The sequence below is a fragment of the Bacillus sp. 123MFChir2 genome (genome assembly GCF_000383235.1).
In the GTDB taxonomy this organism is placed as follows: Bacteria; Bacillota; Bacilli; order Bacillales; family Bacillaceae_G; genus Bacillus_A.
Genome location: NZ_KB910944.1, coordinates 50560 through 68534 on the forward strand (window position 1 = coordinate 50560; position 17975 = coordinate 68534).

15 protein-coding genes are annotated in these 17975 nt (G+C 31.9%); all 15 read left to right on the forward strand.

Annotation, left to right across the window (positions count from 1 at the left end; genetic code table 11):
* Positions 1–16: 16 nt before the first annotated feature.
* Complete coding sequence (locus tag H280_RS0112540; protein WP_020061478.1) at positions 17–1234, forward strand: glycosyltransferase family 4 protein; 1218 nt, start codon at positions 17–19, stop codon at positions 1232–1234.
* On the forward strand, positions 1221–2258 hold the full coding sequence (locus tag H280_RS0112545; RefSeq protein ID WP_020061479.1) for a polysaccharide biosynthesis protein: 1038 nt from the start codon (positions 1221–1223) through the stop codon (positions 2256–2258). The genes H280_RS0112540 and H280_RS0112545 overlap by 14 nt, the downstream gene beginning before the upstream one ends.
* A 16-nt stretch (positions 2259–2274) precedes the next feature.
* Positions 2275–3384 carry a capsular polysaccharide biosynthesis protein CapF gene (locus H280_RS0112550; RefSeq protein ID WP_020061480.1) on the forward strand — a complete coding sequence of 370 codons (1110 nt, stop codon included), beginning with the start codon at positions 2275–2277 and terminating at the stop codon, positions 3382–3384.
* Positions 3385–3387: 3 nt separating this feature from the next.
* Complete coding sequence (wecB, locus tag H280_RS0112555; protein ID WP_020061481.1) at positions 3388–4512, forward strand: non-hydrolyzing UDP-N-acetylglucosamine 2-epimerase; 1125 nt, start codon at positions 3388–3390, stop codon at positions 4510–4512.
* A gap of 512 nt (positions 4513–5024) precedes the next feature.
* Positions 5025–6107, forward strand: coding sequence for a glycosyltransferase (locus H280_RS0112560; RefSeq protein WP_020061482.1), 1083 nt, complete (start codon positions 5025–5027; stop codon positions 6105–6107).
* Between the two features lie 75 nt (positions 6108–6182).
* Positions 6183–7418 carry a glycosyltransferase gene (locus H280_RS0112565; RefSeq protein WP_020061483.1) on the forward strand — a complete coding sequence of 412 codons (1236 nt, stop codon included), beginning with the start codon at positions 6183–6185 and terminating at the stop codon, positions 7416–7418.
* Between the two features lie 327 nt (positions 7419–7745).
* Positions 7746–9017: a glycosyltransferase family 4 protein gene (locus H280_RS0112570; RefSeq protein ID WP_020061484.1), complete on the forward strand. Its 1272-nt coding sequence runs from the start codon at positions 7746–7748 to the stop codon at positions 9015–9017.
* Positions 9018–9020: 3 nt separating this feature from the next.
* Positions 9021–10364 (forward strand): flippase, encoded by a 1344-nt coding sequence (locus H280_RS0112575; RefSeq protein ID WP_020061485.1) that lies wholly within the window; start codon positions 9021–9023, stop codon positions 10362–10364.
* A 24-nt stretch (positions 10365–10388) separates the two neighbouring features.
* Positions 10389–11300 carry a glycosyltransferase gene (locus H280_RS0112580; RefSeq protein ID WP_020061486.1) on the forward strand — a complete coding sequence of 304 codons (912 nt, stop codon included), beginning with the start codon at positions 10389–10391 and terminating at the stop codon, positions 11298–11300.
* 5 nt (positions 11301–11305) lie between these two features.
* Positions 11306–12472 carry a nucleotide sugar dehydrogenase gene (locus tag H280_RS0112585; RefSeq protein ID WP_020061487.1) on the forward strand — a complete coding sequence of 389 codons (1167 nt, stop codon included), beginning with the start codon at positions 11306–11308 and terminating at the stop codon, positions 12470–12472.
* A gap of 314 nt (positions 12473–12786) precedes the next feature.
* A complete protein-coding gene (locus tag H280_RS0112590; protein ID WP_020061488.1) occupies positions 12787–14058 on the forward strand; it encodes a hypothetical protein in 1272 nt (423 codons plus the stop codon).
* A 179-nt stretch (positions 14059–14237) separates the two neighbouring features.
* The gene (galE, locus tag H280_RS0112595) at positions 14238–15266 is read left to right on the forward strand and encodes a UDP-glucose 4-epimerase GalE (protein ID WP_020061489.1); all 1029 of its coding nucleotides are present in this window, start codon (positions 14238–14240) and stop codon (positions 15264–15266) included.
* A gap of 363 nt (positions 15267–15629) precedes the next feature.
* Entirely contained in the window at positions 15630–16553 is a 924-nt protein-coding gene (tagU, locus tag H280_RS0112605) for a polyisoprenyl-teichoic acid--peptidoglycan teichoic acid transferase TagU (protein ID WP_020061490.1), read from the forward strand.
* 100 nt (positions 16554–16653) lie between these two features.
* Positions 16654–17478, forward strand: coding sequence for an SGNH/GDSL hydrolase family protein (locus H280_RS0112610; RefSeq protein ID WP_020061491.1), 825 nt, complete (start codon positions 16654–16656; stop codon positions 17476–17478).
* A gap of 328 nt (positions 17479–17806) precedes the next feature.
* Positions 17807–17975: helix-turn-helix domain-containing protein (locus H280_RS25060; protein ID WP_155895006.1), on the forward strand; the 169-nt coding region annotated here is incomplete at its 3' end.

A 17975-nucleotide genomic window follows, 5' to 3' on the forward strand; every position in this document is an offset into this window, starting at 1 on the left:
TAGGAGTAGAGTAATAATGAAAATACTTGTAGTTTGTCAATACTTCTTCCCTGAACAGTTTAGAGTTAATGATATATGTTCTGAACTAGTAAAAGAAGGGCATGAGGTAACTGTTTTAACAGGGCTTCCTAACTATCCTAGTGGAATTGTAGATGAAAAATATAAAGCATTTAAAAATAGAAGAGAAGAAATAAATGGGGTTAAAGTAATACGTTCATGGCTCCTTGGAAGAGGTGAAGGGACTAAAAGATTGGCTTTAAATTATGTTAGTTTTGCCATATCTTCTACTTTAAAGTCCATGTTTATAAAGAAAGATTTTGATTTGATTTTAGTATATCAGCTTTCGCCTGTAACAATGGCTTTGCCAGGCATATTATTAAAAAAAATAACAAAAAAACCTCTTGTATTATACTGTCATGATTTATGGCCAGAAAGCATTGCTTCGGCCGGCATTTCATCGGATAGTAAAATATATAGCGTTTTATTAAAAATAAGTAAATGGATTTATAAGAGTGCAGATGAAATATTCACAAGCTCTAAGTTATTTGAAGAATATTTTAAAAATACATTAGATATTCATGAAAACATTACCCATCTCCCAGTATATGCAGAAGCATTATTTGAAAATATTAAATTTATTAATGCGAGCGATAATGTTATAAATCTAGTATTTGCTGGAAATATAGGGGAAATGCAAAGTGTAGAAACAATTATCTATGCTGCAAATGAACTTAAAGAAGATCAATATATAAAATTTCATATTGTAGGAAACGGATCTTCGCGTGAAAAGTGTGAAGCCTTAACCAATCAGCTGAAACTTAATAATGTTATATTCCACGGTCAACATCCAATTACAGAAATGCCAAGGTTTTATGAAATGGCAGATGCTTTTTTAATTACGTTGAAAGCAAATAAAGTTATATCATATACGTTACCGAATAAAGTTCAATCCTACATGGCAGCCGGTAAGCCAATTATAGGAGCCATAGATGGAGAAACTCAAATAGTAATAAATGAGGCGAAGTGTGGACTGTGTGCTTCAGCAGAAAATTACAAAGAACTTGCTGATAACATAAAGCAATTTGCTATAGAAAAAGACAAGCATGCTTTATATGGTCAAAATGCAAGGAATTACTATGATAGTAACTTCTCTAAGCAGATATATATGGAGAGATTGAATAAATTACTAACAAAAATAAATGTAGATGGAGATGTTAATCATGTTCAAAGATAAAACTTTATTAATTACTGGAGGAACAGGTTCTTTCGGTAATGCAGTTATGAAAAGGTTTTTAAATACCGATATAAAAGAAATTCGTATTTTCTCACGTGATGAAAAGAAGCAAGATGACATGAGAAAGCTATATAAAAATGATAAACTAAAGTTTTATCTTGGGGATGTAAGAGATTTAGCAAGTGCTAAAAATGCTATGCATGGTGTAGATTATATCTTTCATGCTGCTGCATTAAAACAAGTTCCATCGTGTGAATTTTTCCCACTAGAAGCAGTAAAAACTAATATTTTAGGAACGGACAATGTACTCACTGCTGCTATCGAATATGGTGTTAAAAAGGTAATTTGTTTATCTACGGATAAAGCAGCTTATCCAATTAACGCAATGGGAATTTCAAAAGCGATGATGGAAAAAGTTTTTGTAGCAAAAGCAAAAACAGTATCACCAGATAGAACGCTTATTTGTGGTACAAGATATGGTAATGTAATGGCTTCACGTGGATCAGTTATCCCATTATTTATCGAACAGATTAAAACAGGACAACCTTTAACAGTAACTGATCCTAATATGACGAGATTTCTTATGAGTTTAGAAGAAGCAGTTGAATTAGTTGTATTTGCCTTTCAAAATGCTGAAGCGGGCGATATTATGGTTCAAAAATCTCCAGCAAGTACTATTGGCGATCTTGCCCAAGCTGTAAAGGAACTGTTTAACGCAGATAATGAAATCAAAGTAATCGGAACAAGGCACGGAGAAAAGCGTTACGAGACTCTTCTTACTAAAGAAGAATACGTAGTTGCAGAAGATTTAGGCGGTTTCTTTAGGGTTCCTGCTGATCAAAGAGATCTTAACTATGATAAGTATTTTGCTGAGGGAGATCAAAAACTTACTACCGTAGAGGAATATAATTCAGATAATACACAGATGCTTGATGTAGAACAAATTAAAGAGAAATTACTTGAATTAGATTATGTTCAAAAAGAACTTGAGGAATGGAATAAAAATATTCACGTAATGAACTAAAGGACGGTATTAGCTAATGAATATTCTTGTTACAGGTGCAAAAGGGTTTCTTGGAAAAAATCTTGTCGCTGAACTTAGAAATAGAGGATATAACAATATATTTGAGTTTACTAAAGAAAGTGATCCTACATTGCTTGATAAATATACAAAAGAAAGTGATTTTGTCTTTCATTTAGCTGGTGTAAACAGACCAGAGGATGAAAATGAATTTATGGAAGGCAATGTTGGATTTACGTCTCAATTACTAGAGTTATTAAAACGGCATGATAATAAAGCTCCAGTGCTTATTACTTCATCCATTCAGGCAGAAAAGGATAATCCTTACGGAAGAAGTAAAAAGGCAGGAGAGGAATTATTATTCAATTATTCCAAAGAAACCGATGCAAAAGTTTATGTATATAGACTTTCAAACTTATTTGGTAAATGGAGCAAACCTAACTATAATACTGTGGTAGCTACATTTTGTCACAATATAGCTAGGGGCTTGGATATCCAAATAAATAATCCAGATGCAGGACTTAATCTTTGTTATATAGATGATGTACTGGAGGAGTTTTTAAGAGCTGTAGAGTTTAATCCGACTATGCAAGATGATTACTGTGTTGTACCCGTGGTATATACAATTAAACTTGGAGAGTTAGCTGAACTTATAAAAAGCTTTAAGGAAAGCAGGACAAATTTAAGTATTTCAAATATGAAAGATGATTTAACTAAGAAACTTTATAGCACGTATTTAAGCTTTCTGCCGGAAGATGAGTTCGCTTATGATCTCAAAATGAATAGCGATCATAGAGGATCTTTTACAGAGTTTATTAGAACATCTGAAAGAGGACAAGTTTCTATCAATGTATCTAAGCCAGGAATTACAAAAGGAAACCATTGGCACCATACTAAAAACGAAAAGTTTCTAGTAGTTAGTGGGGAAGGTTTAATTCGATTTAGGAAAATAGAATCAGACGATATTATTGAATATAGAGTAAGCGGTAAAAAGTTACAGGTTGTAGATATACCTACTGGATATACTCACTCAATTGTGAATGTAGGAGAAAATGATCTTATAACGGTAATGTGGGCAAATGAATGTTTTAATCCAGAAAAACCGGATACTTACTTTTTGGAGGTATGATTCATGAAAAAACTAAAAGTCATGACAGTTGTTGGTACTAGACCAGAAATTATAAGACTATCAGCTGTAATTAATAAATTAGAAGAATCAAGTGCAATAGAACATATTCTTGTTCATACAGGACAAAATTATGATTATGAATTAAACGAAGTGTTTTTTAAAGATTTTAATTTGAAAAAACCAGATTACTTTTTAAATGCAGCTACTGGAACTGCGGTAGAAACTATCGGTAACATCCTGGTTAAGATAGATCCTATTATGGAAGAAGTACAACCAGATGCTTTTTTAGTGTTGGGAGATACAAATAGTTGTTTATGTGCTATTGCAGCAAAGAGAAGACATATTCCAATTTTCCATATGGAAGCAGGAAATAGATGTTTTGACCAAAGAGTGCCAGAAGAAACTAACAGAAAAATTGTTGACCATACAGCTGATATTAATTTAACTTACAGTGATATCGCAAGGGAATATCTCCTTAGAGAAGGGGTCCCAGCAGATAGAATTATTAAAACAGGAAGCCCGATGTTCGAAGTTCTCAATTCAAGAAAAAATGATATTGAGGAATCAGATGTATTAGAAAGATTAGGGCTTGAGGAAGAAAAATATTTTGTAGTGTCAGCTCACAGAGAAGAAAATATTAATTCGGAAGTTAATTTCCTAGATTTAGTAGATAGCTTAAATGCAATTGCAGAAAAATATAATATGCCTGTAATCGTAAGTACGCACCCTAGAACTAAAAAAATGATTGATGCTAAAGGAATAGAGTTTAATCCGTTAGTAAAAACGATGAAACCTCTAGGATTTAATGATTATGTAAAACTTCAAATTAACTCTAAAGCAGTTCTTAGTGATAGTGGAACGATTAGTGAAGAATCTTCTGTTCTTGGGTTTAGAGCTTTGAATATTAGACAAGCCCATGAAAGACCAGAAGCAATGGAAGAATCAGCGGTTATGATGGTAGGTTTAAGGAAAGAACGAATATTACAGGGATTAGGGATATTAGAAATACAAGAAAAAAATACATTAAGGCTTGTTGGAGATTATAGCATGCCGAATGTATCAGATAAGGTACTTAGAATAATTTTGTCATATACAGATTATGTTAATAGAGTTGTTTGGGGAAAGTAAAAGCAGTAATTTTTCATGATTCCAAACGGATAAAAATAACAAATCTCTTATGTTATTTGTAATTCTTTTTTTGATTTGGTTAAGTGACATCCCGTGCATTAAGTGTGAGAGTGTTTAACACGCGCGTTGAAAATAAAACAGAAGTCTTTAATTTACAATGTTTTTGTAGGCTGGAAGCTTGATGTGATAGTGATAGCACGTTCGTAGGACAAATCCTGTTCTGTTGGATAGATGATTGAAAGTTTTCGTTCTAAATCCAATTGGCGGATTTGTCTTTTTTGTTTTTATAATTTGGAAAACATTTGAGGTAAATGTACTTACACGAGTTTATATATTAAATCTTATAATTAAAGAAAAGCATTGTTCGATTTGTAGAGTTAAGTGTGAGAGTAATGAAAAATTTTATTTAACAAATGATTATCAAAATGAGAATGTGTAGCTAAAACTTGTAAGGGTTATTAAGAACTTCTCTAAAATTATTAATAGTATTGCTTGGAGAAAGGAATAAAAATATGAACATTATGGTTTTTGATGTTCCAGCAGAAAGCGGAGGAGCACTATCTATCTTAAATGACTTTTATAATGAAGTGGTTGAAAGTAAAAATAAAAGTATTAATTGGTTTTTTGTAGTAAGTACACCTAAGTTAGAAGAAACAGATAATATAAAAGTACTACAATTTCCTTGGATCAAGAAAAGTTGGGGGCACCGTTTTTATTTTGATCAGGTTATAGCTCCAGAACTGGTGAAAAAATATAAAGTGGATAAAATATTTTCACTTCAAAATGTTATAATTCCACGTACAAATTGTAATCAAGTTCTTTATGTGCATCAACCTTTACCATTTGTGGATTATAAATTTTCAATTAAAGATAATAAACTGTTCTGGATATATCAAAATATAATAGGACGCAATATAATTAACTCAATAAAGAAAGTGCAGCATGTTATTGTTCAAACTCAATGGATGAAAAAAGCTTGTATACAAAAAGCTCAAATTCAAGATAATAAAATTGAAGTTATACCACCAACTATTAATATAACAATGAAAAATTATTTTGAGCCCAATGAAAAATCACTATCAACCTTCTTTTATCCTGCTAGTAACAGTGTATATAAAAATCATAAAATTATTGTAGAGGCGTGTCGGCAGTTAAAAGTTTTAACGAATATAGATTATGAGATAATATTTACATTGGATGGAAATGAAGATCAATATACGATAGATTTATATAGTCAGATACAAGAAGAACAATTACCTATTCGCTTTGAAGGCTCGAAGACAAGAGAAGAAGTTTTTGAGCTATATACTAAATCAATCTTACTTTTCCCTTCTTATATTGAAACCTTTGGTATGCCTATGCTTGAAGCAAGGATGCACAAAGGAATTATAATTGCAGCGGATACATCATTTGCAAAAGAGATACTTGAAGGTTATGAAAATGCAAAGTTTTTTGAAGCATTTGATTCAAAAGAGTTGAGTTTGTTAATGTATCAGTATCTTCAAAAACAAAATCAATATAATACAGTGCTTGAAGCTCAAGATAAAGGAAGTAAGACAAAACAATTAATCGATATTTTAACAAATGAACAATAAGCAGAACAATTATTGATTTAAATATAAGAATGACATCAAAAGTCATTGAAAAAACTAATTTTATAGGTGTAGAAAATGAAAATTTTATATTTTGGAAGTCTTTGCGATGAAGAATGGCTTGAGTCTATATCCAATACTAACGGAATACCATCCCGTGTTGCACAATATTCTTTTGAGAAAGCGTTAGTTAGTGGTTTTTCTGAAATTGAAGATGCCGATATGGAAATATATTATCTCTATCAAGAGCAATATTATCCAAGGGGAAAATTCTTAAAATTTAATAAGAGAAGAAAGCAATTAAATGATAGATATATGGTGAGATATTTATCTAATATTAATTTACCGCTTATTAAAGAAATATATTCTTTATTTCAAGGTATGTTTTTAACTTTGAAATGGGGAATAAAAAACTTTAAGAATAAGGAGAAGATTATCTTAACACCATTTAACTATACACCGCTGTCCCTTGGTATTTATGTAGTTTCAAAGCTATTCAAAATAAAACGAGTGAATATTTTCACGGATCTTTCAAGTGATATAATGAATTCTAAAAGACAAAAGGAAATGCATTGGCTTAAGAAAATGTCTTTATCTTATTATGTAAAATTAGTAAACTTTATCGAACATAATTACGATGGTTATGTTCTTTTTACTGAACCAATGAAAGAAAGAGTAAATTCGTCGAATAAACCGTACATAGTCATGGAAGGTATTTTTAATAATGATCTAGATTTGTCTGAGGTACCAAAGAGTAAAGCTATTATGTATGCAGGGACTTTGGCTTTTGAATATGGGATCAAAAATATTTTAGATGCTTTTGAGCAAATAGAAGATGATGAACTTGAACTTTGGCTCTTTGGTGATGGAGACATGAGAGAATATATAGAAAATCTATCCGTAAAGGATACGAGGGTTAAATATTTTGGTTTTAAACCAAGAGCGGAAGTTTTTGAATATGAAAAAAAAGCCGCGATATTAATTAACGCAAGAAATCCAGAAGATGAATATACTATGTATTCTTTTCCTTCAAAAACATTTGAATATATGGTTTCAGGAACGCCGTTTTTAACTACAAGATTAAAAGGTATACCAGAAGATTATGATAAATACATCTATTCTATAAATAATAGTGATATTAATTCGCTTAAACAAGCAATTGAAGAAATATTATCAAGCCCAGCTGAAAAAATAAATAAACTAACTGAAAGTGCTAGAATATTCATTTTGGAGAATAAGAATAGTACTGTTCAAGCGACAAAAGTTTTAGATTTTCTGATTACCATAATACACAATAGAAAAATATCTAAATGAAGATGTAGCTAATATTATTAGGAATAAAATTTATTTAAATTGGTAAGAGACTTAGTATCTTAAATATCTTTTTTATTTAGTTTAAAAGTCCCGAGGCAGGATTATTCTGAATTCATCTGAGTATTGTTTAAAATACCAAAGGAGTATACTTTGGTTTTAGAAACAGTGCTTCTATTTATTAATAAGTTTATATTTATAGTAAATTTATCGTATCTATGTGGAATTTATTTAAGGCGCATGGAGTACATTTTTATCATTATATTATAAAATTTAGTATGTAAGAATTATGTAGTTACTTAGAGTGAAGGTTTAAGGAGAGTTTTGTTCATGAAAATATTGTGGCTTACAAATATCCCTCTTCCAGAGGCCAGCTTACTTCTAAATGAGGAAGTGCTTCCTTTTGGGGGATGGCTAGTTAATGCATCTGCAACACTTTCGTTAACCAAGGATGTGTCACTATCTGTTGCATTTCCCAATCAGAGATTTAATGACGTAAAGTTATTGGAAGGAAAAGAAATGAAATATTATACATTTCCTTCTGTGAATAGTAGCGATTTGAATCAAATCAACAATAATCAATACCTGGAGCTAATTGTAGAACAATGCAAGCCAGATATTGTTCATATTTTTGGTACTGAGTTTATTCATACGCTTTCGATGGTAAATGTTTGTCGAAAGAAAAATATTAAGATTGTTGTATCCATCCAAGGTTTAGTATCTATTATTCCTAAACACTATATGTTAGCCCTACCTGTAAATGTTCAAAAAAGGTATACCTTTAGGGATTTATTAAAACGAGATAATATAAAAAAACAACAGAAAAAATTCATTAAACGTGGGGAATTTGAAATTGAATCATTAAGAAAGGTAAACAACGTTATTGGGAGAACTACTTGGGATAAAGCATGTACTACTCAAATAAATCCAAATGTAACTTATCATCATTGTGATGAAACATTAAGAGAAGAATTTTATAACTATCAGTGGGACATAAAAAAAATAGAAAGGCATTCTATTTTTTTAAGTCAAGGATCTTATCCTATAAAGGGTCTTCATTTTATGATTGAAGCTATGCCTTTGATATTGAAGAAATTTCCTAATACAAAGTTATATATTGGAGGTACTGATATAACGAGTTCCAAAACTTTGAAGGAAAAAATGAAAATTTCATCTTATGGAAAGTATATCAAAGAGTTGATTAAAAAATATAATCTTCAAGATAAAATTGTTTTTACTGGACTATTAAGTGAAAAACAAATGTGTGAAAGATACCTACAGTCGAATGTGTTTGTTTGTCCATCAACTATTGAAAATAGTCCTAATTCTTTAGGAGAAGCAATGATATTAGGTGTTCCTTGTGTTGCTTCAGATGTTGGAGGTGTGTCTGATATGTTAAAACATAAAGAGGAAGGTTTTGTATATCAAACAGATGCTCCTTATATGTTAGCTCATTATGTGTGTGAAATATTTAAAAATGATGAGTTAGCTTTAAAATTTTCTGAAAATGCAAGAGCACATGCTTTGAAAACGCATGATTCTATAAAAAATACAAAACGTCTAATAGAGATATATGAAGATATTTTGCAAAAGAAGGTATAGACATTGAAAGTTAAAAATATTATTGCATTATCGTTTGAACGAATAAAAGGTAATGAAGTCGCTGCAAAAATTATGCGTAATGCAAGTTGGTTAGTTGGAGATAAAGTCTTTACTATGGTTATTGGTGTATTTGTTATGGCATTAGTAGCTAGGTATTTGGGTCCAGAAAAGTATGGATTATACAATTATGCCCTAGCTTTTGTTACTTTGTTTACGGCTTTATCGACACTAGGGTTAGAAACATTATCTATTAAATCGATTGTGCATCAAGAAGAAGAAGAGGGAACAATACTCTTTACGTCTTTAGTTTTACGAGTAATAGGGGGAATCTTTTTAACCTTTTTAACCAGTGTAATTATTCGATTGTTTGCACCAAATGAACCTCTTGTTCATTCACTTGTAATGATTATGTCATTTACTATGATTTTTAAATCATTAGAAGTTATTGAATATTGGATACAAGCACACCAAAAATCGAAAATATCTTCGTTAATTCGTATGGGTGCATACGTTTTTTCTGCTTTACTCAAAGTAGCTTTTGTGTTTTTAAAGGGAAGTTTATTCCATCTAGCTCTCATTTATATGTCTGATGCATTAATTGTAGGAATAGCGCTAGTTATTGCATATTTTAAAAATAGAACATCTTATACAAAGTTGAAATTTAAATTCCAATATGCAAAAAAAATATTATCGCAAAGCTGGTATTTAATTCTTTCAGGGCTTATGGTAACGCTTTATATGCAACTTGACAAGGTGATGTTGGGCTCCATGTTGACAAATAAAAAGGAATTAGGTATGTATTCAGCTGCAACTCAAATTGCGAACATGTGGTATTTTGTACCCTTAGCCGTTATTACCTCATTTCAACCTATTATTATGAAGAAAAAATTAGAAACTGATGAAAAGTATATAAATGCTATGCAAACTTTGTATTCAATTGTTGCATGGATTGGAATAGCGTTTGGACTGTTTATCATTCTATTTTCAGATTTTATTGTGTCAATTTTATATGGACAAGAATATAATCGAGCAGCAGATATAATTACAGTGAGCGTATGGGCTGGTACTTTTGCAACGTTAGGATCTGCAAGATCAATTTGGCTATTAGTTGAAAATCTGCAGAAGTATACGTTATTTTATACTTTAGTAGGTTTGGTAATAAATGTAGGTTTAAATTATCTATTGATACCTACTTATGGAGGATTTGGGGCAGCATTTGCAACTCTTATAGCCCAAATTTTTGCAAATGTCTTTGCGTTAGTTCTTTTCAAAAAAACACGAATATCCAGCGTCATGATTATAAAGGCATTTTCCCCAAAATATTTATTTAATTTGAGGAAGCTATAAATTTAAAATAATGGAGGCAATTTAATGTTAGCTCCGGTTATAATTTTTGTTTACAATCGACCTGAACATACAATAAAAACAATTGAAGCTTTGGCTAAAAATAAATTAGCAAGAGAATCCACCGTCTTTATTTTTTCTGATGCAGCTAAGAATGAGAACTCTTTGGAAAAGGTAAGAGCAGTGCGAGAGTATATTGATACTATCGAAGAAAAAAAGTATTTTAAATCACTTACGATTAAGAAGGCAGATATAAATAAAGGACTAGCTAAATCGGTAATTGATGGAGTTAGCAAAATTATTAAAGAATATGGAAAAGTAATCGTTTTAGAAGATGATTTAGTAACAACACCTGATTTTTTAACGTATATGAATGATGGGCTAAATTATTACAATGACTTAGATAAGGTTTGGTCAATCAGTGGGTATAATATACCAATTGCATTTCCTGAAGGCTATAAGAGTGAAATTTATTATTCTTATAGAGGGTGTAGTTGGGGATGGGCAACATGGAAGAATAGATGGAATCAAGTGGATTGGGATGTAAAAGACTACGCAGAGTTTAAAGGGAGCAGACGCTTAAGAAATCAATTTAATCGTGGTGGAAGAGACATGGCAAATATGTTAGATGCTCAAATGGAAGGAATCATAGATTCGTGGGCAATCCGTTGGTGCTACACACAATCAAAGAAAGATTTGCTTACTGTATATCCCGTTAAGTCTCGAATAAAAAATATTGGATTAGATGGTTCTGGAACACATAGTGGAATTACATCCCATTATGATGTAAAAATTGATGAAACTTTTACGAAATGTAGCTTTGATGACCCAGATTTAAACAAGGATATACTGAAAAATTTTCAGAATCACTATGGTAGCCGGCTAGGATACTATCTGGTTAAACCAAAACGCTTTATAAAAAAATTATTGAGGGTGTGATTGAAGTGAAAATCACAATAGCAGGAACAGGTTATGTGGGCTTATCTAATGCAGTCTTATTAGCTCAACATAATGAGGTAATAGCACTTGATATTATTGAAGAAAAAGTAAATATGATTAATAGTAGGAAATCACCTATTATAGATAATGAGATTGAAGAATTCTTAGCAACAAAAGAGTTAAATCTAATTGCTACTACGGATAATTATAAGGCATTCAAAGATGCAGAGTACGTTATTATTGCAACACCGACAAATTATGACCCAGATAAAAACTATTTTAATACAAGAACTGTCGAAGCTGTGATTGCTAATGTTTTATCTATTAATCCAGAAGCTATAATGATAATTAAATCAACAGTCCCGGTAGGTTATACAGAGAAGGTAAAAGAGAAGTTTGAAACAGATAATATTATTTTCTCACCAGAGTTTTTAAGAGAAGGTAAGGCTTTATACGATAACTTATACCCTTCACGTATAATTGTTGGTGAAAAATCTGATAGAGCAATGACATTTGCTGATTTACTAGTTCAAGGAGCTGTTAAAGAAGATATCTCTGTACTGTTTACAAATTCAACTGAAGCAGAAGCGATTAAATTATTTGCTAACACATATCTAGCCATGAGAGTGGCTTTTTTTAATGAACTAGATTCATATGCAGAGGTAAGAAGCTTAGATACAAAACAAATTATTGAAGGGGTTGGGCTAGATTCACGAATAGGAAATCACTATAATAACCCGTCCTTTGGTTATGGTGGCTACTGTCTGCCTAAAGATACGAAACAGTTATTAGCGAATTATGCAGATGTTCCTAATAATATAATGACAGCAATTGTTGATGCAAATAGAACGAGAAAAGATCATATTGCAGAAATGATTATAAAGAAGAATCCTAAGATTGTGGGTATATATAGGCTTACCATGAAAATGGATTCAGATAATTTTAGGCAATCGGCAGTTCAAGGGGTTATGAAGCGTATTAAAGCGAAAGGGATTGAAGTTGTTATATACGAACCAACTCTTGATGAAGAGGCATTTTACAATTCTAGAGTAATTAGTGACTTTGAAGAGTTTAAGAGGATAAGTGATGTAATTGTAGCTAATAGATTATCCGATGATTTACGTGAAGTAGAGGATAAGGTATATACAAGAGATTTATTTAGTAAAGATTAAAGGGTAAGAAATATGTATAAGTAACTTGGAATTTCGACATATGGATTAGGCAGTAAATGAGCTGGTTAAACTAGTCTAATTATGCAAGGTCTATAAATAATTTGTTTAACTTCTATAGAAAGGGAAGGAAGACTCGCTTATGTATAGATTCTTGGTCTCATTATAATAAATTTTTAGTAAATGTAATGTTACGGTTTTAAGGGCTTTTGAGTCTTTATATGGATAAAAGTACCATAATCATTTGCGAAAAAACATTCTTGAATTAAATAAATTGTTGTAGTCTAGTAAAGGCTTTACTTTAGGAGTTGTTTTTATTGGGTATTTCTGAAGTTCATAGCGGTAAAAAAAGTCAAGTATTATATTTTTTAGCTCTTGTGTTATACTGCCTTAATTTTAGAGGAGAAGGAATTTTTATACCTCTTTTATTGCTACCATTTTTAGTGATGCATCTAGTATTTTATAGATTTAATATTAGATATTTTATTATTGTGGGTATAATTATTGCTTTTTCTACTATTTTTACTCTCACAATGAATAGTTACGGGTATATACAGTCAAGCTTCACTTTTTATTCTTATTTATTATATCCAGTATGCTTATTTATGTTAGGGGAACTTGTTGTAAGAAAAGATGGAGTAAATAAAAAATTAACTTATGCTTCAATTTTTGGTGTTATTTTTTCTTTTTCGTTATTTTCATTTTTAAGTCTAATGAAAACAATTAATACGTATGGTAGCATAGATGCAGCAATGAAGGCATTAAATGGTCGTGTAGTTTTAAATTTTTGGAATGACGGTCTTATTAGCGCTACTGGATTTAATACGTATTTGTCATTGGGTTTAATAATACTTCCAACCTGTTTTATGAGTTTTAAAGAGATGCGTTATGGAAAAATCCTAAAATCATTATGTATCTTATCATTTTTGATTAGCTTGTATGGAATTATCATTTTAGCAAATAGAACAGGTTTTATATTAATTTTAGCTGCATTAATATCTGTCAGTTTATTGGTTAAAAAAACAACGTTTCTAAAAGTTGTAAAATGGCTTGTTGGAGTATTTTTGGTTATTTTTATTAAACTTTTATATGATAACAATATGGCCATTAAATCCTTTTTATTACAGTATCCTTTGTTTTCTCGTTTTAATGAAATGGACATGAGAAGTGATCCTCGTTTTGAATCTTGGAAGGAAGCGTTCATGGGCTTATTTACAAATCCAACAGGAGGAAGAAAAACATCATTAAGCTTGAATTATGCACACAATATGTGGCTAGATGTAGGATATGATGTCGGGGTGTTATCCCTCTTTTTATTATTGATAATAACAGCCTTAGCATTAGTATCTCTGCGTAATTTTATTAAGTCTGATCAGCCAGTAGTGTTAAAGGGTCTGATTGTAGGGATATATACAGCGATGTTTTTAACATTTATGGTTGAACCTATATTTGAAGGATGGTTCACATATTTTACAGTTTTTTGTTTTATTTTTGGATTAACACACGGATTAAACTTTAAATATAGAATTGGTAGAAATAATAATATGCAAGGAGCTAGTGATACTAATTATGAAATGACCTCTTTTTAGTCTCCAAACGAATTTGAATATTTTACAATCTGATATTAATGAGAAAGTGTGTTTGAATTCAGAGAAGGCCTCCTGCTCGAGTAGTTTACTGAAGAGAGAAATAGTATATTTTTCTTCTTCAGTATTGTTAGTTAGATAAAGAAATATATCATAGGGTAAAGAAGGGGAAGTGATTGATTATGGCAATACTCGTAACCGGTGGAGCGGGATATATAGGTAGCCACACATGTGTAGAATTATTAAATAGTGGTTATGAGATTGTGGTGGTTGATAACCTTTCTAATAGCTCGGTAGAAGCGTTAAACAGAGTAAAAGAAATAACAGGAAATCAATTTAAATTTTATAAAGAAGATCTTCTAAATTACGAGGCGATTAACGCAATTTTTGAAGAAAATATAATTGATGCGGTAATTCATTTTGCTGGTTTAAAAGCTGTTGGGGAGTCAGTAACTATTCCGCTTACGTATTATCATAATAATATTACAAGTACATTGGTCTTATGTGATGTGATGCAAAAACATAATGTGAAGAAGCTGATCTTTAGTTCATCAGCAACAGTATACGGTGCGCCTAAGACATCACCAATTACAGAAGATTTTCCTTTAAGTTCAACAAATCCGTATGGCCAAACAAAATTGATGATAGAACAAATTATGAGTGACTTGGCTTTTGCTGACCCTAAATGGAGTATTGCATTGCTTCGTTACTTTAATCCATTCGGTGCACATGAAAGTGGTCGCATTGGGGAAGATCCAAATGGAATTCCAAATAACTTAATGCCATATGTAACACAAGTAGCAGTTGGAAAGTTACCAGAATTAAAAGTGTTTGGTAATGATTATCCGACAAAAGACGGTACAGGTGTACGTGATTACATCCATGTTGTTGACCTTGCTAATGGACACGTGAAGGCTCTTAAAAAGGTATTACAGACTACAGGAGTAGAAGCGTATAATCTTGGGGCAGGAAATGGTTATAGCGTCTTAGAGATGGTACAAGCATTTGAGAAAGTCTCAGGGAAAAAGATTCCTTATAAAGTTATAGAACGAAGACCGGGGGATGTTGCAATATGTTTTGCAGATCCTTCGAAAGCCGAAAGAGAATTAGGATGGAAAGCAAAACGAGGGATTGAAGAAATGTGTGCAGATTCGTGGAGATGGCAGTCTAATAATAAGTATGGTTATAAACATGAGCAGATTACTAGGTGAAAGATACATGGACCAATAGAAGTTGGGGCTAATAGAAAGTATCTTCTTATTAGTGAAAATGTAGGTGTACATATAGTCTCTTGTAGCAGTATAAGACAAATGGAATGTATAATATAGAGAATGAAGTTCTATTTTTAACGCCGGAATCATTAGAAAGATGCGAAATTGTGACTGATAAAAAGTTGAATATATCGTATAATGATTTTAGTTTGATTGATTTGTCTATATTAGTATCATTAGTAAATACAACCTACCATATTGTTATTGAAGAGGCTATTCACTTTTCTTGGCCTTAGTAAAATCAGTTTTTGAGTGGATATGAGCATAAAGAATTAGTGCACAAATAGAAAGAAGGGTAAACGGATGAAAAAGAAAATCCTATTTTGGATATTAGGGATTGTAGGAGTACTTGTAATAGGAACAGGGGCTTATGCTTATCATGTATATTCTTCAGTTTCTAATACGTTAAATGACGTCCATAAGCCATTGCAACGTGATAAAGATAATAGCAAGGGAGCAGAAGAAGCAAAAGCTAAAGTAAAAGAATCTAAACCTGTCTCCATTTTGTTATTAGGTGCAGATGAGCGTGGGGATGATAAAGGGCGTTCGGATTCTTTAATGGTTATTACATTAAATCCAAAAACAAAATCAATGAAAACGGTAAGTATTCCACGTGATACGTATACAGAGATTGTTGGTAAAGGTAAAAAAGATAAAATTAACCATGCTTATGCGTTCGGCGGCGTGGACATGTCTGTTGCAACAGTAGAGAAATTTTTAGATATGCCAATTAATTATTATATTGAAGTAAATATGGAAGGTTTTAAAGATATTGTTGATGCTGTTGACGGTGTAGATGTGAATAACGATTTAGAGTTTACGCAGGATGCACACCATTTTGCCAAAGGAAATATTCATTTAACAGGTGATGAAGCTTTAGCATATACTCGTATGCGTAAACAAGATCCTCGCGGCGATTTCGGTCGTCAAATGCGTCAACGTCAGGTAATGCAGGCTGTTATTTCAAAAGGAGCTAATGTCTCATCGCTTGCTAACTATGGTGATGTATTAAAAGCGGTTCAGAAGAATGTGAAAACAAACTTAACACAAGATCAAATGTTTGATATGCAAAAGAATTATAAAGATTGTCTACAAAATACAGAGGATGTTCAAATTCCTGGAGATGGTCATATACAAGATAAAATTTGGTACTATTTCGTATCAGAACAAGACCGTCAAAATTTATCTAATAAGTTAAAAGAACATCTTGAGGTAGGCAAAAAGTAATCTTTCACAAACCCAACTACTCGTACAGTAGTTGGGTTTATTTTTACATGCTTTTATACTAATATATATGTAGTATGAGATGAACAGATGAGGTGAACGAATGAATAAAAAAGCATTATTTGTGCTTGTTGTTTTTGTGTTGTTTGTTGCTTCTGTTGTGAGCGGTAAGTTGTATTGGAATAAGAAGGTTGCCAATGCAACGCAGCAAGCGGGGGAAACAAAGCAAGAGAAGAAAGTGGAAGAAGTAAGTACACAAAAGCAAAGTGCAAAGACAGAAGAAAAAAAGCCGGAAACAAAAGTTTCTTTTAATGAAGCGTATGCAAAGAATTTACCTGATGCGGTAAAGGAAAAGTTGAAGAAAGCAGCAGCTGATAAGAAGGCTGTGAATCTTGTAATTGTTGGGGATCAAGCTTCAGCGGCTAATGCTTGGCCAGAAAAGTTAACTGCTAATTTAAAGCAGGCGTATGGTGAATCGCTTTGGAATGTTACTGTGAAAGAGTTTAAGGATGAAAGTACAGATGAGTTAATTGCGAAGAACCGTGATAAAGAGATTGCAGATGCAAAGCCAGATGTGATCTTATTTGAACCGCCGTTTGTTACAGATAATAGTAAATCAGGTAACGGTAATTCTGTAGCAAATACGCAAAAGTTTGTAAAATCATTGCAAGCAGGGGCGAAGGATGCGGTGATTATGATTCAACCGCCAAACCCGGTGTATAATGCAAAGAATTATCCGAAAGCGATTGCTGCTTTAAAGCAGCTTGCTGAGCAAAACGGTTATACATATATTAATCATTGGGAAGTATGGCCAGATCCAACGACGAAGAATATCTTACCATATTTACAAGATGAGTTCGGTTTCCCAAGCGCGAAAGGTCATGAGCTTTGGGCGCAGTATGTGACGAATTATTTCGTTGCAAAATAATGATAGTTTAGCAGAATGAGTAGTGGTTGTAATAGAGGGAATTGTCGTCAATATATAGTCGATAATTCCTTCTATTTTTATTTCTGCCGTTTGTTATACTATATAAATCACAAATAAGTTGCTGGTATGTAGAATGCAACATGACCTGCACTTGCTTTTTCCCTTTATTTTAAACTATGCATGTGGCAGGAAAAGGCCCTTGTAAACGCTAAAATAAAATTGACAGTTTTCGCTAAGAAACCTTTTACACTTTAGCTCATTAAAACCAATTTTCTAGTAAACTGAAAGTATCTGTTTATTGGAGGTTGGGGATTTGGAGGAGAAGTTAATGCTATACTTGAAAATTCGTCAATTACATGAGAAGAAATTTAAAGTTGCACAAATTGCAGAAGAGCTAAAAATCTCACGACCTACGGTCTATAAATACTTGGAAATGACGTTTGAGGAAGTAAAAGAATATTTAGTGGATCTTAATCGGAAGCCTAAAAAGTTAGATC